The sequence below is a fragment of the Streptomyces sp. a15 genome, assembly GCF_059026085.1.
In genome coordinates, this window is sequence record NZ_JBWLKM010000011.1 from 62674 (window position 1) to 81637 (window position 18964).

Sequence of the window (18964 nt, forward strand, 5' to 3'; positions counted from 1 at the left end):
GGCGGTCGATCGGAGAGCTGCGGATGCCGGGTGGACTCGTCGCGCTGGCACTCGGCGGTTTCGGTATCGGTCTGACCGAGTTCCTGATCGCCGGGCTGCTGCCGCAGGTTGCGTCCAGTTTCGCGGTGTCCGAGGCCGCCGCCGGCTGGCTGATCTCCGGGTATGCGTTGAGTGTCGCGATCGGCGCGATCGCCCTGACAGCGGCGACGGCGCGGCTGCCCCGCAAGGGGGTCCTGGTCGGCCTGGTGGCGTTGTTCGTCGTAGGCAACCTGTTGTCCGCTCTCGCGCCGACCTATCCGGTGATGCTGCTCGGGCGGATCGTCGCGGCGTTGTGCCACGGTTCGTTCTTCGGCATCGGCTCGCTGGTCGCTCGCAGTCTGGTCGCGCCGGAGAAGAAGTCCCGCGCGGTGGCGCTCATGTTCGCCGGGCTGACCGTTGCGAACGTACTGGGCGTGCCGTTCGGTGCCCTGGTCGGTGAGCGCTGGGGCTGGAGAGCGGCCTTCTGGGCGGTCACCGCAATCGGCGTACTCGCGCTGGCGGGCATCGTCGCCCTCGTCCCCGGCCAGGCGGGAGAGACACGGCCGTCGACAGTGCCGGGCCGCGCGGACCCGATGGCGGCCGGCGGCCTACGGGCCCAGTTCCGAGCGTTCCGGTCCTGGCAGGTCTGGCTGACCCTGACGGCCACCGCGCTCAGCTACGGCGGGATGTTCGGTGCGTTCAGCTACATCGCGTACACGTTCACCGAGGTCAGCGGCTTCGCCCCGGCCGATGTCGCCTGGTTGCTGATGGTGTACGGCGTCGGCCTGGTCGTCGGGAACATGGTCGGCGGGCGAGCGGCCGACCATGACCGTGACCGCGCCCTGGTCCTCGCCTTGCTCGGACTCACCATCACCCTGGCCGCATTCGGTCTGCTGGCCGACAGCCCCACCGCGTCGGTGATCCTGGTGTTCCTGATGGGGCTGTTCGGGTTCGCCGGCGTCCCCGGCATGATCACTCGCGTCACCGACTTCGCCCACGGAGCGGCGCTGGCCGCCAGCGCCAATGTGTCCGCGTCCAACATCGGCAACGCACTCGGCGCCTGGCTCGGAGGCCTGGCCATCACCGCGGGTCTCGGCTACACGGCGCCGCTCTACGTCGGCGCCGGTATCGCCCTGATCTCCGTCATCGTCATGGCCGTTGCCGCACACCAAGCCAGGTCACCCGCTCAGCAGCAGACTGACCACTGGGTGTAACCCCTCCCCCTCTCTGAGGGAAGGGGATTCCTCCGCCGCAACAGACAGCCCGTCCGCCGGCACGGCCCCGGGTGTGGCCGTCGGCAGCATGGGTACTTCGTGTGGCCGAAGAGGGGAAGTGTGGGACGAGACGCTTCCGCATCGAGGGCATGCCTCACCGATGCCACAGCGGCCTACGGGATCGTCCTCAGTGTCGTGACGGTAGTGAGCCGCCGACCCGGCAAGACGGTGTACTCCCCGGATGCTCCCCGGACGGGCCCTGCCGAGACCGTGTCACAGACGAGGAAGGCCGAAGCCGTGAACCAATCACAGAACCCCGCCCACCAGCATCCGCAGCCCGAGTTCCCCTCCCAGGATCAGCCTCATCCCGGCTGGACCGGGCCCATGGACCCGCCGCCGGATCACGGTGAGGAGTCCTACCGGGGCAGCGGCCGCCTCGACGGCCGCAAGACCGTGATCACCGGCGGAGACTCCGGAATCGGACGGGCGGTGGCGCTGGCCTTCGCCCGTGAGGGAGCCGACGTGCTCTTCACCCACCTGGACGAGGAGAAGGACGAAGCCCGCGAGACCGCCCGGTGGGTGGAGGATGCCGGCCGCCGCGCGATCCCCGTCTCCTGCGACATCCGTGAAGAGGACGCCTGCCGATCCCTGGTGGACCAGGCCGTCACCGAGTTCGGCCACATCGACATCCTGGTGAACAACGCGGCGTACCAGATGTCGCAGCCGGAGGGCATCGAGGCCATCTCCACCGAGCAGTTCGACCGCGTGCTGCGCACCAACCTCTACGGCATGTTCTGGCTGTCGAAGTTCGCTCTGCCGCACATTCCCGAGGGCGGCAGCATCATCAACTCCACCTCCGTACAGGCGTACAAGCCCAGCCCCCATCTGCTCGACTACGCGATGACCAAGGGGGCCATCGTCACCTTCACCCAAGGGCTGGCCCAGATGCTGGCCGACCGGGGCATCCGCGTCAACGCCGTCGCACCGGGACCGGTCTGGACGCCGCTGATCCCGGCGACGATGCCGGACACGGTCGAGTTCGGCAAGCAGGCACCGCTGGGCCGGCCGGCCCAGCCCGCCGAGATGGCGCCCGCCTATGTCTTCCTGGCCTCGCAGGAGGCGTCCTTCATCACCGCCGAGATCGTCAACGCCACGGGTGGCACACCGCTGCCGTGAACGCGACGGGCTCGACCAGCGCCCGGTATGCCCGACTCATGCCGGGTACTCCGGGAGACATGGCTGGTATCGAGCTGCGCAGCAGCGCATTCAACGATCACTCCGTCATCGAGCGCCGATACGCGTACGAGGGCGAGAACGTCTCCCCTCCCCTGGCCTGGAGCGGTGTGCCGGACGACGCGAACGAACTGGTGCTGCTCTGCGAGGACCCCGACGCCCCGTCGGGCACCTTCGCGCACTGGATCGTGGTCGGCATCGATCCTCGCAGTGACGGCGTCGCGGCGGGGCAGTGCCCGACCGGCGGCACCGAACTCGTCAACGGCTACCACGAGCGGGGCTGGGGCGGGCCGCACCCTCCTCCCGGGGACGAAGCGCACCGCTACTTCTTCCGGCTCTACGCCCTGTCGAAGCCGTGCGTGCTGCCCGACGCGCCCAGCGCCCAGGAGGTGCATCAGGCGGTGGACGAGCAGCAGCTCGCCAGCGGCACTCTGGTGGGGCTGTACCAACGCTGACGGCCTTGACGGCACTGACGGCACCGTACGTCCGTGAGCCGTTCGTCCGGGACGACGAAGGCTTCAGCTTCAGCCGGAACGCTCGTCATCGGGCGCCTCGCCCAGGTGATCCCGGAACCAGTCGGCGGCGGCCTCCGCGGCCTGCCGCAGCGTGCCGGGTTCCGGGAAGAGGTGGGTCGCGCCGGGCACCACATGAACCTTGTGCGCCACCGACAGCTTGCCGGCGGCCTGGTGGTTGAGGTCGAGAACCGTCTCGTCGTTGCCGCCGACGACGAGCAGGACCGGGGCCGCGACCAGGGCCAGCGCGTCGCCGGCCAGGTCGGGGCGTCCACCCCGCGACACGACCGCCGCGACCCGCCTCGGACGCTCGGCTGCTGCCACCAGAGCCGCGGCCGCTCCCGTGCTCGCCCCGAACAGGCCCACGGGCAGGTCTGCGGTCTGCGGGCGTTGCTCCAGCCAGTCGATGGCATCGGCCAGGCGCCGGGCCAGCAGGCCGATGTCGAAGCGGTGCTCGGCCGTCACGACGTCCTGGTGCTCTTCCTGCTCGGTCAGCAGGTCCAGCAGGAGGGTGCCGATGCCGCCCCGCTGAAGCTCGGCGGCGACGGCACGGTTGCGGGGACTGAGACGTGAACTGCCGCTGCCGTGCGCGAACAGCACCATCCCACGCGCCCCGAGGGGAATCACGAGGTCGCCATGGAGGGCCGCCTCCCCCGAAGGAACGATCACCGCTTCGGAAACCATCGTCGTCATCTCCCCTGAGGCTGTACGAGGACTTGGACGGGTTGGACGGGTACCCAAGAATCGGACACGGATGACGGGGGACACCGGGGCGCACGAACGGAGGATTCGCATGAAGGCTGTCGTGTGGCACGCACTCGGGGACATACGTCTGGACGACGTGCCGGAGCCGAAGATCGAGGACCGGTACGACGCGATCGTGCGGATCACGACGTCCGCCGTCTGCGGCACCGACCTGCACTTCGTCCGCGGCGCCATGCCCGGCCTGCAGGAGGGGCGGATCCTCGGCCATGAGGCCGTCGGCGTCGTGGAGGAGACAGGCTCCGGGGTGCGCAACGCAGTGCGACAACGCCAACCCGCAAGGGCCGCGGGCGAGCACGGTGTTCTTCGGTGGTCCGGAGGCCGAAGGGGGCTTGGACGGGCTCCAGGCCGAGTACGCCCGCGTTCCGTTCGCCCACGTCGGCCTGGTGCCGTTGCCGGACACGGTTGACGACGCACAGGCCATCCTGCTGTCGGACATCTACCCCACCGCGTGGTTCGGGGCGAAGCTGGCCGAGATCGGTGACGGCGACACCGTGGCGATTCTGGGCGCCGGGCCGGTCGGGCAGGCCGCTGTCGCGTGCGCCCGTCTGCAGGGCGCCGGGCGGATCATCGTCGTCGACGGCGTGGCCGACCGGCTGGACCTGGCCCGCGACCAGCATGCCGAGACGGTGGACTTCAACGCGGAGGATCCGGTCAATTCCGCTCTGGAGCTGACCGGCGGCATCGGCGTCGACCGAGTGATCGAGGCCGTGGGCGTGGACGCCCAGCGACCCGCCCACGGGCCGGCCGCCGAGGCTCTGCGGGAGCAGGCCGAGCAGTTCGACCACGAACGCCAGGAGGCGGCCCCGGAGCGGAATCCGGACGGGGAGACGTGGGTGCCGGGCGACGCCCCGACGCTGGCGGCCCGCTGGGCGGTGCAGCTGGCGACCAAGGCCGGCACGGTCGGCACCGTCGGCGTCTATCCGCCGCAGGTGCAGCACTATCCGTTCGGCGAGGCGTTCATGAAGAACCTCACGCTCAAGATGGGCAACTGCAACCACCGCCGCTACCTGCCCGACCTGGTGTCGATGGTCGCGTCGGGCCGCCTCGACCCCACACCGCTGATCACTCGCTGGGTGGGTACGGAAGACGCGGTCGACGCCTACCGCACGTTCGACCGGCGCGAAGCGGGCTGGACGAAGGTCACACTCGGCGTGGCGGACGACGGCTCGGTCGGCCCCGGCCTCGGCGAGGCAGCCGGTACGGGCGCCGCCACCACCGCGGGCACTCAGGGACCCGTGGCAACGCAGGGGCACGACAGCGGTGACCGACGGTGACCGCCCAAGCGGGCGTGAAGGCCCAGACGACCGGGGACTTCTACTGCGCCGAGTGCGACGAGAAGGTCCACGTCAAGCAGGGCGACAAGATCCCGTCACTTCGACATCGTGCACATCTGCAAGTTGAGGGTGCGTGACCCCGTCGCCATCGACGTGGGCCACATCCGGGGCTGGCAGCTGACCCCCTGACGCGAGTCGCTCCGCGGGTCCGCCCGGCACCGCTCACGGCCGGGCGGACGCGTGCGCGTGGCACCCCACCGTCGCATGTTGATCACATCGCGAGACGCCTTTGCGTCATGCCCCTGACCAGGCGTTGTCTCGAACGGTGAGTGCCGAACGATCCGAACACTACGAACAGTCCCAACAGTCCCAGTCCCAGTCCCAGTCCCAACAGTCAGAACACCACGGCGCCGACGCCGTGGGCGACCGCTCCGCGCGACGCGCCGTCACCGTCTTCCCGGTCCTCGTCCTCGTAGCCGGCGCCGTCGGGCTGCTGCTCCCGGGGAGCTTCACCGGCTGGGGCGAGGCGGTGCCGTACCTGCTGGGCGTGGTGATGTTCTGCATGGGCGTCACCATGACCCCCGAGGACTTCCGGGGAGTCGCCAAGCGGCCCTGGGCTGTGGCCCTCGGGCTGGTCGCGCATTACGTCATCATGCCGGGCCTCGGCTGGGCCGTCGCCCACCTGCTCCAGCTCCCGCCGCAGCTCGCCGCGGGCGTGATCCTCGTCGGTTGTGCCCCCAGTGGCACCGCTTCCAACGTGGTGACGTATCTGGCGCGTGGTGATGTGGCGCTGTCGGTCTCCGTGGCCACCGTCTCCACGCTCGTGGCCCCGCTGGTCACCCCGCCCCTGACGCTGTTGCTGGCGGGCGAGTACCTGCCGGTCGACGCCGGCTCCATGGTCACCGACATCCTCAAGACGGTGCTGCTGCCGGTGCTCGCGGGCCTCGTTGTGCGGCTCCTGGCGGCCCGCCACGTACAGCGGGCCCTGCCGGTGCTGCCGTGGCTGTCCGCCCTGACCATCGGCGTGATCGTGACCGTGGTCGTCGCGGGCAGTGCCGATGCCATCAAGTCGGCGGCCCTGCTGGTCTTCGTCGCCGTCGTGCTGCACAACGGCCTCGGCCTGGCACTGGGGTACGGCGCGGGACGGATGGCCCGGCTGGGCGAGCCGGGGAGCCGTGCCATGGCCTTCGAGGTCGGCATGCAGAACTCCGGGCTCGCGGCCTCGCTGGCCACCGCTCACTTCAGTCCGCTGGCCGCCCTGCCGGCCGCGGTCTTCTCCGTCTGGCACAACATCTCCGGTGCCCTGGCCGCCGCCTGGCTGTCCCGCCGGCCGCGCTGACGGTGCGCGGACGCCGTCCGCCGCCTTCGCGACGGCCGGCGTCCGTGCACCACTCCGGTCGGTTGTCCACGCCGTCATGAGGCCGGCCAGGGCTGCAGGCAGCCGTAACCCGCAGCATCCGGCCGACCGGTGTGCGCGGCGACGGGCCGTCCCCGCGCACGTCGGTGGGTCAGTCCACGATCACCGTGGCGCGGGCAGCCGGTGCCGGATGGGCAAGCGCGGCGTCGAAGTTGCCCTCGACCTCCGCCTTCTCGGCCGCGTCCGGGTAGGGGTTCGTGCACGCGACGCCGGCGCTGGAGCCCGACATCAGGCTGGTGCAGGGACCGGGCTTGCGGTCCGGCAGGCCGAGGATGTGGCCGAGTTCGTGCGCCGAGATCCGCACCGTGTCGTAGCCCTCGTTGACGGCCTGTCGTCCGATGTAGACCGTTCCGTTGCCGAGCGAGGTGGTCAGCGCCCGGGGCCAGCCGTTGTCGGCCAGAATCCGGATGTTGGCGCGCTGCCCGGCGGCCGCCGGGCGCAGTTCGACGGAGTCCACGCTCTCGTTCCAGATCGCCGCGCCCCGATCGACAGCGGCCTTGAACTCCGCCGAGGCGCCGGCGTCGTAGGTGACGACGCGGGCGGCGAGAAGCTGGTCGCCGGAGCCCGGCGCTGCCGCGTAGGCCTGGCCACCGGCCAGGGTGAGAGCCGCCGTGAGGGCAGCGGTGCAGCCACGGACGAACACGCGCGAGTACATGGTCTACCTCCTGTGGGGGTGAGGAAGGCAAGGAGGCATGCTCATGCCAACCCTGCCAAGCTCATTGCCCACACCGGGCAGACCGCAATCCGTCAAACTGCGCCACCACCGCCCCTCCCTGCCCGACGAGCGCCGGGCCCGCCCTCGCACAAGGTATGCAGAGGTACTCCCGACGGCTCTTTGGCATGTGGAGGCTCCATGCAGCTCATTCCCCGCTCGCTGTCCGGCTGGACCATGGCGGTGTTCGGCGTTCTCGCCGCCGCCGTGGGCGCGTTGGGGCTGATCGCTCCGGATGCCCCTCTCTCGCTCATGGGCTTCGCCCCCGTGGCGGGCCTGCGGCGCGCGGAGGAGGATCACACCCTGGCCTTCCTGACGGCATCGTCCATGGCGGCGCTCACCATGGGCGTGTACTACGTACTGGCCTCGCTCGCCGACTGGAAGGCGTTCTTCCGCTGGACTGTCCCCTTCCGCCTACTGACCTGCGCCGTCTTCACGTTCGCGGTGCTCGGCGGTCGCGCCCCGTCCGGCTTCTTCGGCGTGGGCCTGTGGGAGGGACTGGGCGCTGTGACCACGGGTGCGGCTCTACGTCACGAGAGGCGGCGCGCCATTCCTGCGGCCGCCGGCGCCGCCCCGGGCGGGAGCACGGGCCGGGGGACGTGAGCCGGGGGACGTAACCCGGGAGACGTAAGCCGGTGGCCTGCAGTGGCTCACCTCCACCGAACGTACCGGGTGATGAGTTGTCCGCGGGCGCATTCACGGCCACGGACAGGGAAGACGCGCAGCGAGTACGTGCCGGTCGAGGGTGCACGAGAGTCACGAGGCGCGTGCCGCAGATTCGAAAGGAGTCCTGGTGACCACATACGTCATCACCGTCCCCGGCACATTCCTCCGAGGAGTTCCCGACGACGTCTGCTCGGACATCGAGCGCAGGCTTCGGCCTCAGGACCCGAAGAACACGGATCTCGGGGAGAGCGAACAGTTGAGTCTGCTGACGGTGGACGAGGACGGCATGTTCGCCGCTCGGGTCGAGGTCGAGGCCGCTGATCAGTCGGGAGCCGAGGCCGAAGCGGTGCGGCTGGTCTCCCGGGCGCTGCGCGACAGCGGTTTCGCCCAGGAGGACGCTCCGTTGGGCGCGGCGATCGTGACCGGCATCGACCGCGAGTTCTGAAGCGGTGTGTCCTGCGTGGATCTACGGCACGACGTGGGCCTTGGAGAGATGCGCGACTACTCAGGTCAAGTCGCGCGCCGGCTACGGCGGAGCATGGACGTCCGGTTCACGGCTCGCTCTCAGGGTGGCGCCGCACAGGCCCGCACGCGAGGATGCTCCTTCGGAACGGACGACGGCCGGCCGCTGAGCCTGAGGGAGCCTTGGGATGGGTTCACACGCAGCGCCGCACGAGCACGTCAGTAAGCGAATTGTGTTGATGTCTGTGGGCCTCGCGCTCGTGGCTGTACTGCTGGGGCTTCCCCGGGCCGACGGGGCGCCCGCTGCGCCCGCCGCGGCCGACGCCTGCCGCAGTACGGGCGTGAGTTTGCCGCGCGGAGACTGCGGTCCCTTCTGGCAGGTCCTCGCGGAGGACTTCAACGGCGACCGGGTGCCGCTGGGCGCGTTCAGCGACTGCGATCACCATGTCGACATGTCCGCTGCTTACTGCGGGGGCCTGAGCGGAGAGTTCCGCGACAACTGGTGGGCCTATCCGACCGGTTGGCGTGACACGGCCAACAGCCGAGGTCGGGATGTGGTGGGTGTCTATCACCCGGAGGACACCGTGAGCGTCGGTCCTGCGGCGAACGGCGACGGGAGGATGTTCGTACGGATGTGGCGGCCCGGCAACGGAGGTCCGGTGCATGCTGCCGCGGTGGTGCCGCGTGCGGTCATGCAGATGAAGTACGGCAAGTACAGCGCACGCATCAAGGTGACGAAGCTGGCTCCCGGCTACAAGTCCGCCTGGCTGCACTACGGTCGGGGCTGCGAGATGGACCACCCCGAAGGCGAGTGGACCGGCTCCCTCACCGCCTTCCACCATCCGTGCGGCGGCGGTGAGCAGGGCTACTTCCCGGGAAGCGACGACTGGACCGAGTGGCACACCGTGTCCACCGAGTGGACACCAGGGAACGTGCGGTTCTTCGTCGACGGTCGGCAGACCGGGCACGACACCCGCAAGGTGCCGGATCACCCTCTGTCCTGGGTGCTGCAGAACGAGAGCGCCCTGGAGGGACCCGGGGCGGCTCCCGGCAGCAGCGCACAGCTCGACATCACCTGGGTAGCGGCGTACGCGTACGGCTGGAAGTGAGATCGCGCCGGATCCTCCCGCGGGGGCGCCACCCGAACCTGGGCCTTTCGCTCACGGCACGGACCGCAGGGGCGGGTGCTGTGTCGTTATCCCCGAGGGCTGGAGCAATGGCGGGGGCTCGGGGCCGGGATCCTCTGCGACGACGACGCCGGCAGCCGCATGGTCGAATCCGGCCGGCCGCGAGTGTGCTCGCTGGCCACCGCGCCGGTCAGACGTGTCTGGAGGAGGTCGGCCGTGCTCAGGTCGGAGCCCCGCAAGTCGGCCAGGCGCAGGTCGGCGCGGCGGAAGACGGCGCCGCCCGCGTCGGCCTTGCGCAGGTTCGCCTCGCGCAGGTCTGCCTCCGTGAAGTCCGCGTCACGCAAGTCCGTCTCGACCAGCCGTGCGCCCCGCAGGTCGGCCGGCACACAGCGGGCGCGGCGCAGGATCGCCGTCTTGAGGTCGGCGTGCCGCAGGTTGACCGAGACCAGGGACGCCTGCGTCAGGTTGGCGTGGTACAGGCCCGCCGCTTCCATACAGGACCGGTCGAGGTTGACCTCATGGAGCCACAGCCCGTCGCAGTCGGCCCGGCGCAGGTCCGTGACGCCGAGGTTGACCCAGGACTGCTTCCGAGGTTGCAGCAACAACACGCCGAGCCCGGTCAGCGCCACCTGGGCGTCGGCTGCACGGACCTCCAACGGCACGACGTCGTTGATGGGCACGTCCGTCGCCGGAGCCTGGGGTCCGGCGGGCGGCCAGGGCAGGTGCGTACGCAGGTAAGCGGCCTGGATGGAGATGACGGCCTCGCGGTCGCGGGCGGAGTGCTCCGCGATCCGCCACAGCGCGTGGAGCCCGCCGATGCGTGTCTCCAGCTTGTCACTGCCGAGTTGATCGACGGCCGTGCTGAACCGGTCGGTGACATAACCCTCCTGGGTGGCGCGCAAGCCGTCCTGGCTGACGCGCAGTTGCCGCCAGGTGGCGTACGCGCCGAACAGCACGACCATGCCGCCCACGGCCTGCAGAAGTGTCGTACGGACGTCGTTCACCGCTGTCAGCCGGTCCTGCGCGGCGACGCTCGCCCCGGCGAGATGATGGTCGACCACCACACCCGGCAGGACGACGAGCACCGCGCCCAGAACGGCCGGCCCCGCTGTCCCGGCCAGCAGGCCCGCGATCGCACGATGCCTGACCAGCCGGTCGCACCACGCCCTGCGACCGCGGTCCGGCTCCCCCGTCTCCATGGGCATGGGAGCCTATGGCCGCTCAAAAGACGATCAAGATGCACGACTTGGAGCGGCGGCGCCGGGCATCTCCTCGTCAACGCATGTTCCGCGCCCTCGGCCGGAAACCATCAAGGTTGCCCATACCGCGTTGCCGCCGGTGAGCGGGGACCGGTCGACTCCCCAGGTGTACGCGATCTCCTGGACCAGGAGCAAGCCGCGGCCGCCTTCGTCCTCGGGCCCGGGCTGGCATCGGGCCAGACCGCCGGCCGCACGGCCGTGGTCGTGCACCTCCACGCGGAGGCAGTCGTCGCCGATCAGTCCGATGCCGCACAGGACGCGCACGCTGAGGGTGTGACACACCGCGTTGGTGACCAGTTCCGACACCAGGAGCACCGCGTCCGCGGACGTCTCGGCGGGCAGCCGCCAGGCTCTCATGCGCGCGTCCGTCGAACGGCGGGCGACTGCGACATGAGATCGGTGCGCGGGGAGCTCGATCCAGTGCCTACGCTCCGGGCTCGCGGCAGTTAAGAGTTGGGGGGAAGAAGTCGTGTGGGGGGACACGCTTGTCGCCTTCCGGCAGGAGGGGCGCAGTGGGGGGAGGGGAGCAGTGGGGGGACAAGCAACGGACCTGCCGGGAGAGGGGGTGTTCCCGGTGTGACAGTCACGTGGATTCGTCGTGTCGGCGCGCGTCAACCCCGCGTAGTGGCGCGGTGGTTGACAACGATGCCTTCGCGTCCGAAGGAATCGTTTGCACAAGTCACTATGCTCGCAGCTGAGTTCACACTGCAACCGACTCCCTGATAATTTCAGCAAGACGGTATCCGCTTGGCTGCATCACCAAGTCGCTGTAGATGCGGGGCTGGTGACGGGCCCTCAGGAGGTGCGCGGTGAGCGACTCTCGTTCAGGCACGGGCACCAGCGCTCCGACCGTCCTGCGCATGATCCTCGGCCGCCGGCTCCAGGAGAGGCGGCTCGGCGCGGGCATATCCCTGGAAGATGCGGCAAAGGCCCTGCGCGTGACGTCGTTGACCATCCGCCGCCTGGAGAAGGCGGAGGTCGGCCTCAGACCCCTGTACGTGGAGAAGTTGCTGCAGACCTACGGGGCCGACCAGCAGGAGATCGACGAGTTCGTCGAGCTCGCCGAACAGGCCAACGAGCCCGGCTGGTGGCACGCCTACCGCGACGTGGTGCCGAGCTGGTTCACCGCCTACGTGAGCCTGGAGAGCGGGGCCAAGACCCTGCGTACCTATGAGCCCCAGTACGTCACCGGGCTGCTGCAGACGTACGAGTACGCACGCGCCGTCCTGCGCGGGGGCTTCCCCCATGCCGGCGAGGAGGACCTGGAGCGCCGTGTCGGTCTGCGGCTGCGCCGCCAGAGCCTGCTGGAGAAGGCCGACGCCCCCACGCTGTGGGTGGTGATGGAAGAGGCCGTCCTGCACCGGGTGGCGGGCGGCAACAAGGTCATGCGGGAGCAGATCGACCAGCTCCTGGAGGTCTCGGAGCTGGATCACATCAGCGTCGACATCGTGCCTTTCGGCGCAGGCGCGCACGTCGGAGCGTGCGCGCCCTTCACCTACTTCCGGTTCGAGGAACCGGAACTGCCCGACGTCGTCTACAGCGAAATCCTGTCCGCCTCCGTGTACCTGGACCAGCGTTCCGATGTCGTGGCCCATCTCGAGGCGCACAACAGGATGTCTCTTCTGACCTCCTCCGCGGACAGCAGGGCCCTGCTGCATCGCATGCGCAAGGAGTACTCATGACCATCGCCGACGGCAGTGTCTACAACGGGATGCCCGCCTCCGACCTCGGCGAACAGGGCTGGGAATGCCCCTGGAGCGGCCCCAACGGGGGGCAGTGCGTGGAGACCAAGCAACTCGCCGACGGTCGCATCGCGTTGCGGCAGTCGACCGATCCCACCGGTCCCGCGCTGATCTACACGTCCGAGGAGATCGCCGCTTTCGTCCAGGGGATCAAGAAAGGTCTCGCCGATCACCTGACGATCCAGGTCCACCAGACCGAACCGCAAGCGGGAGAAATCCGAGCCTGCCCGGCCGCGACCCGCCCGGCACACCGCGCACACCACTGAAGGGGACAGGATGAGCAACACCCACGCCGCACGGGGCATCGACACCAGCAGGCCGCACTCCGCCCGCATGTACGACTTCTACCTCGGCGGCAAGGACCATTTCGACATCGACAAGCAGGCCGCCGAGACGGTCGCCGCCGCATACCCAGGCATCTTCGTGTGCGCCCGCGAGAACCGGGCCTTCATGCACCGGGCCACCCGAGTGCTCGCCCAGGAGCACGGCATCCGCCAGTGGCTCGACATCGGCACCGGCATTCCCACCGAGCCGAATCTGCACCAGGTCGCGCAGAGCGTGGTTCCCGAAGCGCGCGTGGTGTACGCCGACAACGATCCCCTCGTTCTCAAGTACGCCGAACGCCTCATGCGCAGCACTCCTCAGGGCCGCACCACGTACATCGAAGCGGACGTCAACAACCCGGAGGGACTGCTCAGCGCTCCCGAACTGGCCCAGATACTGGACCTGAACCGGCCCGTGGCCCTGTCACTGAACGCTCTCATGCACTTCGTCACCGACGCGCAGGACCCGTACGGCATCGTCGGCCGCCTGCTCGACGCCCTCCCGTCAGGAAGCGCCCTCGCCCTCAGCCACTGCACGCCCGACTTCGACCCGCCCACCTGGCAGAAGGTCACCGACATCTACACCGGTGCCGGGACGCCCGTGCAGTTCCGCTCCCAGAAGGACGTCGCGCGCTTCTTCGACGGACTCGACCTGCTCGACCCCGGCGTCACCGTCGGCCACCGCTGGCGCCCCGACCTGTCGGACAAGGACGAGCCCACGCAGCCGCTCACGGACGCCACCGTCAGTTTGTGGACCGGGGTGGGCATCAAGCCCTGACCGTGACGGCAGGAGCCGTTACCCGAACAGATGCCGGTGCGACCGGCTCCATGCCAACTTGCTCTCAAGGTCGCGCAGGTAGCCTTCGGCCACCCAGGTGGCCTGCGGCTGGTGGCCGTCGTCGGCCAGTCGGCACCGTTCCAAGCGGTGACGGCGGTCGGGTGGTTGCGGGAAGCGCAGCCGGCGCATGCACTCGGCATCGTCCCGGAACAGCGCGACGTATTGCAGTGCGTAGGCAACATCATGCAGACGTGCCGCCGGGCGGGCGAAGTCCCAGTCGATGATTCCCACGGGCCGACTCCCCTGCCACACCACGTTCCGCGGGCCGAAGTCGCCATGGCAGATCACTTCACCGGCGGGCGCGCCCCGGCCGGCGGGGGGACCTCCGCGGTCGCGTCGTGGTAATCGCGCAGTAGCCGGGCGAAGGCAGTCAGGCCTTCGTCCGCCACGACCCTGGCCCAGCCCAGCGGCCCTGAATTGCCATCGATATAGGTCAGAACCTCGCGACCCTGCTCGTCGAACCCCAGAACCCTGGAAGCACGGGTGAAACCCACCGCTTCGAGATGGCGCAGAAGAGCGTGCACCGTCTCGGTCCACGGCTGCGGTACGTCGACCTGCACCTGACCGACCCGGCGCTGTCTCCCGAGGTGATCGCCGGGGCCCACCACATCTCTGTGCGATACCTGCACAAGCTCTTCCAGGACGAGGGCACCACGGTCGGCCGGTGGATCCAGCGCCGCCGCCTCGAGGAGTGCCGTCGCGACCTGCTGCACCGCATCCGCGGCCGGCAGACCATCGCCGCGGTCGCCGGCCGCTGGGGCTTCCTGAGCGCCACTCACCTCAGCCGGGTATTCCGGGCCGCGTACGGCATGTCGCCCAGCGAATGGAGGGACACGGTCGGCCGCGGTGCGGAGGCTCGTATTCCCTGAGCAGGCGCACCCAACGGCGCCGTCCCACCCGCCGACGTCGCTCAGCTGCCCCTGCTGGATTTCGCCCCCGGCTGGGCCATCCGATACGCGTGGACCGCGCCTTCCGGAACGCCGGCACATGCCCCGGTCGATCGCGGACCGCTTCCCCGACCTGCCGCAGTACCGATTCGACCGGCACGCCCAGGGAGTGTCGAATGCGCCGGTTCCCGATCGACGTGAGAGTGAAGGCAGCACATCCCAGGACTTCAGGAGCAACCCCATCGTGACCGTGACCGCGGATATGGCCATCTCCCTCGACGGCTTCATCGCCGGCACCGACGTCTCCCTCGACAACCCAGGAGGCGACGGCGCCGAGCCGCTCTTCGAGTGGATCCACAACCTGGCGAGCTGGCGGGAGCGCCAGGGCATGACCGGCGGGGAGGAGAACCGCGACTCCGAGCTGATGCGCGAGTGGTTCGATGCCACCGGAGCCGTGGTCATGGGCCGGATGATGTACGACACGGGCGAGGAGTTCTGGGGCGACAACCCGCCGTTCCGGACCCCGGTCTTCGTGCTCACCCACCGCCCGCAGCCGACCCTGGTCAAGGAGGGCGGCACCACCTTCACCTTCGTCACCGACGGCATCCACAGCGCCCTCGACCAGGCGAAGGCCGCCGCCGGGGACAGGAACGTCGACATCGCGGGCGGGGCGAGCACGGTGCAGCAGTACCTCGGAGAGGGGCTCATCGACGAGCTGCAGCTGCACGTGGTGCCCGCGCTCCTCGGAGCGGGACTACGGCTCTTCGAGGGACTGGGCGCCGCGCGGCGGAAGCTCGAGCCGGTCAGGGTGGTCGACACGCCGCTCGCCACTCACCTGAAGTACCGCTTCGTGAAGTGACCCGGCACGGACAGAGCGAAAGTCTCAGTTGCGTTCACGCCGAGATGACCTCGCATACCCGCTGATCAGTCCGAACCGTTCTGAACGGGTCCGTGCCGCCGTGCCAGAAAGCGCTCTGCGCGGCGAACACTCGCCCGGCACGGAGTCCGCACCGTCGTTCTCGAACGCCACCGGGACGTCTACCCTCTGCCGCGCGCGGTCGCCATGGACGACAAAGTCCGGCGGATCCTTCACAAGGCGCCGGTATCGGCGGGGAGTTCGCCGCTGTCGCACGGCCGGCCAACGGGCTGCGTCTGCTGGACGCCCGGCACCGGGTGATGGCCGAGTTCCGGCGCTCCCCGCTCGGGCACCACGGCTTTCCGCAGACCAGCATGTTCGACCAGCCACAGCTGGAACGCGTGCTGCGAGACGCCCTGGCCAGGCGTCCGGAATGCGAGCTGCGGGGTGGCGTGGAGGTGACCGCCGTAGCAGCACAGGACCGTGACGGGCCGGTGCGCGTGACCGTCCGAGGGGACGGCGGCGAGACCCACCTGTGGGCCGACGCCGTGCTGGGCTGCGACGGCGCGGGCAGCCTGACCCGCGACGCCATCGGCGCCGTATGGGAGGACCTGCGCTTCGAGGAGCACTGGACCGCCATCGACGTCCGCACCCGCGCCCACGTGCGGTGCTGGGAAGGCGTCGACCAGGTCTGCGACCCCGCCCGGCCCGCGACGTTCATGCGCATCGGCGAGGACCGCTACCGCTGGGAGTTCCGGCTGGGGGACGGCGACAGCCTCGACGGCCCCGATGGTCGGGAGCGGCTGCGCGAACTGGTCGCCCCCTGGGTGGACATCTCCCGCGGCGACGACTTCGAGGTGATCCGGCAGGCCCGCTACACCTTCCGGGCCCGCCTCGCCGACCGGTGGCGCCGAGGCCGGGTCTTCCTGCCGGCGACGCCGCCCACCTCACCCCGCCCTTCATCGGACAGGGCCTGTGCTCAGGCATGCGCGACGCGCACAACCTCGCCTGGAAACTCGCCCGCGTCCTCCAACAGGGCGCCGACGAACGGCTCCTGGACACCTACGAGAGCGAACGCAAGCCCCACGCCCGCCATGTGATCCGCCTCGCCGTCGCGACGGGCTGGGCCATGACCGGCGGCCAGGACCGTGCCGCCGTGTTCCGCCGGACCCTGCTGGGTACCGCGTGCCGCGTCCCGGGGGTGACTGGCCTGGCCGGCCGTGGCCTCAGCCCTGCCCTGCCCCCGGGCCCGCTGGTCCGGCGCGGCCGCCTCGCGGGCACCTGCTGCCCCCAGCCCTGGGTGACCGCCGACTGCCGGCGCACCCGCCTCGACGACGTACTCGGGGACTCCTTCGCCGTCCTGACCGCCGTACCCCTGATCCCGTCGACGCGGGCCGTCGCGCCGAGGGACTCGGCGCCCGGATCGTCCCCGTGAACCAGGCCGGCGACGACGGCACCCTCGCCGCCTGGCTGCACGACGGTCGCGCGGACGCCGTACTCCTGCGCCCCGACCGCGTCGTCCTGGACACCGTGCCCACCGGGCGCGGCGGCTTCACCGACGCCGCGGCCTGGGCGCCCCTGCTCTGCACGACCCACCGCCCCGCACTCCTGAGGAGCACCGCGCGATGACCGCACCGAGCCCCGCACAGGCCTCGGATCCCTTCTGGTCCCCCGACCCGGAGGCCGCCACCACGAGCCGTATCGCGGACTTCGGCCGTTGGGTCACCCGGCACCGGGGCGTTCAGGTCGCTGACGACCACACCGACTACGCCGCCCTGCACCGCTGGTCCGTCGCCGACCTCGAAGGGTTCTGGGGTGCGGTGTGGGAGTACTTCGACGTCGACGCGGCCACGCCGTACGAGCAGGTGCTGGAGGAGGAGAAGATGCCGGGCGCCCGCTGGTTCCCGGTGCCACCCTCAACTACACCCACCACGCCCTGCGCCATCTCGGCGACGACCGGCCGGCGATCATCGCGCTGGACGAGACCGGAGCCGGCTACGAGGTCTCCGGCGACCGGCTGCGCGCCCAGGTCGCCTCCGTCGCGGCCACCCTGCGCGACCTGGGCGTCGGCCGGGGCGACCGGGTCGTGGGCTACCTCCCCAACACCCCGCACGCGATCGTCGCCTTCCTCGCCGCGGCGAGCCTGGGCGCCGTCTGGTCGGTGTGCGGCCAGGACTACGCTCCGCAGGCCGCCGCCGACCGCTTCGGCCAGCTCGAACCCACGGTGCTGATCGCCGCGGACGGCTACCTCTTCAACGGCACGACCCACGATCGCCGCGATGCCGCGCTGGACCTGCACGGTCGCTGCCCACCCTCAAGGCCACCGTGCTGGTGGACCACGTGGGCCTGCCCTGGCCCCAGGGCGACTACCCGGCGCTGACGCTCCTGGGAGGACGCGCAACTCGCCTGCACGCCGGTGCCGTTCGACCACCCCCTGTGGGTCGTCTTCTCCTCCGGCACCACCGGCCTGCCCAAGGGCATCGTCCACGGCCACGGCGGCGTCCTGCTGGAGCACTTGAAGACCCTCGGCCTCCACTCCGACCTGGGCCCCGGCGACCGCCTCCTCTGGTACACCACCACCCACTGGATGATGTGGAACCTGGTGGCCTCCGCCCTCCTCACCGGCGCCACCACCTGCACCTACGACGGCAGCCCGGCCCCCCTCGCCCGCCCGGACGTATTGTGGGACCTGGCCGCCCGCCATCGCGTCACCCTCTTCGGCACCAGCCCCCGATACCTCCTCGGCATGGCCAAGTTCGGCATCGCCCCGTCCGTGCACGACCTGTCGTCGATCCGCGCCATCGGCTGCACCGGCTCCACGCTGCCCGCCTCCGCCTACCCCTGGGTCCGCGACCACGTGGGTACGCGCGTCCAGTTGGCCTCCATCACCGGCGGCACGGACGTCGTCTCCGGCTTCGCCGGCAGCGCCCCGACCACGCCCGGCTGGGCCGGGGAACTGTCCGCGCCTCATCTGGGCGTGGCCCTGGCGGCGTACGACGCTGAGGGCTCCCCCGTGCTCGACCAGGTCGGCGAGCTGGTCGTCACCCGGCCCATGCCGTCCATGCCGCTGTACTTCTGGAACGACCCCGACGGGACCCGCTTCCGCGACGCCTACTTCGGCGCGTACCCCGGTGTGTGGCGGCACGGCGACTGGATCACGCTCACCGGTCATGGCTCGGTGATCGTGCACGGCCGCTCCGACTCCACCCTCGGCGCAACGGCGTACGCCTGGGCAGCGCCGACATCCACGACGTCGTCGAACGCCTCCCGGAGATCACCGAAGCCCTGGTCATCGGCGCCGAGGAATCGGACGGCGGCTACTGGATGCCATTGTTCGTCGTCCTGGCGGCCGGAGTCACCCTCGACGACTCCCTCCGCGACAGGATCCGCCACGCCGTCCGCACCGGCGCGTCACCCCGTCACGTCCCCGACGAGATCCTCGCCGTCTCGGGCATCCCCCACACTCGCACCGGCAAGAAACTCGAAGTCCCCGTCAAGCGCCTCCTCCAAGGAGCCCCGGCCGACCGGGTCGTCGACCCCGCGGCTGTCGACAGCCCCGAACTCCTCGCGTTTTTCGCCGATCTGGGCGCCGAACACCGGGAGGCGAGGGCCAGCACCTGACCGCCGGATGCGCCCCCGCTCACCTGAACCCGCCGACG

Annotated in this window: 18 protein-coding genes and 4 pseudogenes; 17 read left to right on the forward strand and 5 right to left on the reverse strand. The window is 70.3% G+C overall.

Going from position 1 to position 18964, the window contains the following annotated elements; all coding sequences use genetic code 11:
* The first annotated feature begins 23 nt into the window (after window positions 1–23).
* From AC5P09_RS14455 to AC5P09_RS14465, 3 genes are all read left to right on the forward strand, one after another.
* The gene (locus tag AC5P09_RS14455) at window positions 24–1232 is read left to right on the forward strand and encodes an MFS transporter (RefSeq protein WP_493874272.1); all 1209 of its coding nucleotides are present in this window, start codon (window positions 24–26) and stop codon (window positions 1230–1232) included.
* Window positions 1233–1529: 297 nt separating this feature from the next.
* On the forward strand, window positions 1530–2408 hold the full coding sequence (locus AC5P09_RS14460; RefSeq protein WP_493874273.1) for an SDR family oxidoreductase: 879 nt from the start codon (window positions 1530–1532) through the stop codon (window positions 2406–2408).
* Window positions 2409–2467: 59 nt separating this feature from the next.
* A complete protein-coding gene (locus AC5P09_RS14465; protein WP_493874274.1) occupies window positions 2468–2920 on the forward strand; it encodes a YbhB/YbcL family Raf kinase inhibitor-like protein in 453 nt (150 codons plus the stop codon).
* A 69-nt stretch (window positions 2921–2989) separates the two neighbouring features.
* Here the strand turns inward: AC5P09_RS14465 and AC5P09_RS14470 are convergent, their stop codons facing one another.
* Window positions 2990–3661 (reverse strand): dienelactone hydrolase family protein, encoded by a 672-nt coding sequence (locus AC5P09_RS14470; protein WP_493874394.1) that lies wholly within the window; start codon window positions 3659–3661, stop codon window positions 2990–2992.
* A gap of 109 nt (window positions 3662–3770) precedes the next feature.
* Here AC5P09_RS14470 and AC5P09_RS14475 point away from each other — a divergent pair, with 109 nt between their 5' ends.
* From AC5P09_RS14475 to AC5P09_RS14490, 4 genes are all read left to right on the forward strand, one after another.
* Window positions 3771–4148: an alcohol dehydrogenase catalytic domain-containing protein gene (locus tag AC5P09_RS14475; RefSeq protein ID WP_493874275.1), complete on the forward strand. Its 378-nt coding sequence runs from the start codon at window positions 3771–3773 to the stop codon at window positions 4146–4148.
* Window positions 4072–5016, forward strand: a complete 945-nt coding sequence (locus AC5P09_RS14480; RefSeq protein ID WP_493874276.1) for a zinc-binding dehydrogenase — start codon at window positions 4072–4074, stop codon at window positions 5014–5016. The genes AC5P09_RS14475 and AC5P09_RS14480 overlap by 77 nt, the downstream gene beginning before the upstream one ends.
* Complete coding sequence (locus AC5P09_RS14485) at window positions 5013–5153, forward strand: competence protein CoiA family protein (RefSeq protein WP_493874277.1); 141 nt, start codon at window positions 5013–5015, stop codon at window positions 5151–5153. The genes AC5P09_RS14480 and AC5P09_RS14485 overlap by 4 nt, the downstream gene beginning before the upstream one ends.
* 281 nt (window positions 5154–5434) lie before the next feature.
* Complete coding sequence (locus AC5P09_RS14490; protein WP_493874395.1) at window positions 5435–6355, forward strand: bile acid:sodium symporter family protein; 921 nt, start codon at window positions 5435–5437, stop codon at window positions 6353–6355.
* Between the two features lie 169 nt (window positions 6356–6524).
* Here the strand turns inward: AC5P09_RS14490 and AC5P09_RS14495 are convergent, their stop codons facing one another.
* The gene (locus AC5P09_RS14495; protein ID WP_493874278.1) at window positions 6525–7088 is read right to left on the reverse strand and encodes a snapalysin family zinc-dependent metalloprotease; all 564 of its coding nucleotides are present in this window, start codon (window positions 7086–7088) and stop codon (window positions 6525–6527) included.
* Window positions 7089–7286: 198 nt separating this feature from the next.
* Between AC5P09_RS14495 and AC5P09_RS14500 the strand changes: the two genes are divergently transcribed.
* The 3 genes from AC5P09_RS14500 (at window position 7287) to AC5P09_RS14510 (ending at window position 9382) form a co-directional block, all read left to right on the forward strand.
* The gene (locus tag AC5P09_RS14500) at window positions 7287–7748 is read left to right on the forward strand and encodes a hypothetical protein (RefSeq protein ID WP_493874279.1); all 462 of its coding nucleotides are present in this window, start codon (window positions 7287–7289) and stop codon (window positions 7746–7748) included.
* A 190-nt stretch (window positions 7749–7938) separates the two neighbouring features.
* Window positions 7939–8256, forward strand: a complete 318-nt coding sequence (locus tag AC5P09_RS14505) for a hypothetical protein (RefSeq protein WP_307672434.1) — start codon at window positions 7939–7941, stop codon at window positions 8254–8256.
* A 358-nt stretch (window positions 8257–8614) separates the two neighbouring features.
* Window positions 8615–9382: a glycoside hydrolase family 16 protein gene (locus tag AC5P09_RS14510; RefSeq protein WP_493874280.1), complete on the forward strand. Its 768-nt coding sequence runs from the start codon at window positions 8615–8617 to the stop codon at window positions 9380–9382.
* 86 nt (window positions 9383–9468) lie between these two features.
* Here the strand turns inward: AC5P09_RS14510 and AC5P09_RS14515 are convergent, their stop codons facing one another.
* Both AC5P09_RS14515 and AC5P09_RS14520 read right to left on the reverse strand, forming a co-directional pair.
* The gene (locus AC5P09_RS14515; protein ID WP_493874281.1) at window positions 9469–10605 is read right to left on the reverse strand and encodes a pentapeptide repeat-containing protein; all 1137 of its coding nucleotides are present in this window, start codon (window positions 10603–10605) and stop codon (window positions 9469–9471) included.
* A 27-nt stretch (window positions 10606–10632) separates the two neighbouring features.
* The gene (locus AC5P09_RS14520) at window positions 10633–11142 is read right to left on the reverse strand and encodes an ATP-binding protein (protein ID WP_493874282.1); all 510 of its coding nucleotides are present in this window, start codon (window positions 11140–11142) and stop codon (window positions 10633–10635) included.
* 326 nt (window positions 11143–11468) lie between these two features.
* Here AC5P09_RS14520 and AC5P09_RS14525 point away from each other — a divergent pair, with 326 nt between their 5' ends.
* The 3 genes and pseudogenes from AC5P09_RS14525 to AC5P09_RS14535 all read left to right on the forward strand — a co-directional run bounded on the left by AC5P09_RS14525 (window position 11469) and on the right by AC5P09_RS14535 (window position 13502).
* The gene (locus AC5P09_RS14525) at window positions 11469–12341 is read left to right on the forward strand and encodes a Sco1979 family transcriptional regulator (RefSeq protein WP_493874283.1); all 873 of its coding nucleotides are present in this window, start codon (window positions 11469–11471) and stop codon (window positions 12339–12341) included.
* Window positions 12338–12580, forward strand: a pseudogene (locus AC5P09_RS14530) (DUF397 domain-containing protein); the annotation flags it as partial. The gene AC5P09_RS14525 and the pseudogene AC5P09_RS14530, both read left to right, overlap by 4 nt.
* Window positions 12581–12677: 97 nt before the next feature.
* On the forward strand, window positions 12678–13502 hold the full coding sequence (locus AC5P09_RS14535; protein ID WP_307672439.1) for an SAM-dependent methyltransferase: 825 nt from the start codon (window positions 12678–12680) through the stop codon (window positions 13500–13502).
* An 18-nt stretch (window positions 13503–13520) separates the two neighbouring features.
* Here AC5P09_RS14535 and AC5P09_RS14540 read toward each other — a convergent pair whose 3' ends face one another.
* The gene (locus tag AC5P09_RS14540) at window positions 13521–14099 is read right to left on the reverse strand and encodes a phosphotransferase (protein ID WP_493874284.1); all 579 of its coding nucleotides are present in this window, start codon (window positions 14097–14099) and stop codon (window positions 13521–13523) included.
* 8 nt (window positions 14100–14107) lie between these two features.
* On the opposite strand from AC5P09_RS14540, the pseudogene AC5P09_RS14545 reads away from it, so the two are divergent.
* From AC5P09_RS14545 to AC5P09_RS14560, 4 genes and pseudogenes are all read left to right on the forward strand, one after another.
* Window positions 14108–14431, forward strand: a pseudogene (locus tag AC5P09_RS14545) (helix-turn-helix domain-containing protein); the annotation flags it as partial.
* A 262-nt stretch (window positions 14432–14693) separates the two neighbouring features.
* Entirely contained in the window at window positions 14694–15308 is a 615-nt protein-coding gene (locus AC5P09_RS14550) for a dihydrofolate reductase family protein (protein ID WP_493874285.1), read from the forward strand.
* 114 nt (window positions 15309–15422) lie between these two features.
* A pseudogene (gene mhpA, locus AC5P09_RS14555) lies at window positions 15423–16934 on the forward strand (bifunctional 3-(3-hydroxy-phenyl)propionate/3-hydroxycinnamic acid hydroxylase MhpA); the annotation flags it as partial.
* Window positions 16931–18926 (forward strand): annotated as a pseudogene (locus tag AC5P09_RS14560) (acetoacetate--CoA ligase). The pseudogenes mhpA and AC5P09_RS14560, both read left to right, overlap by 4 nt.
* Window positions 18927–18964: the final 38 nt, after the last annotated feature.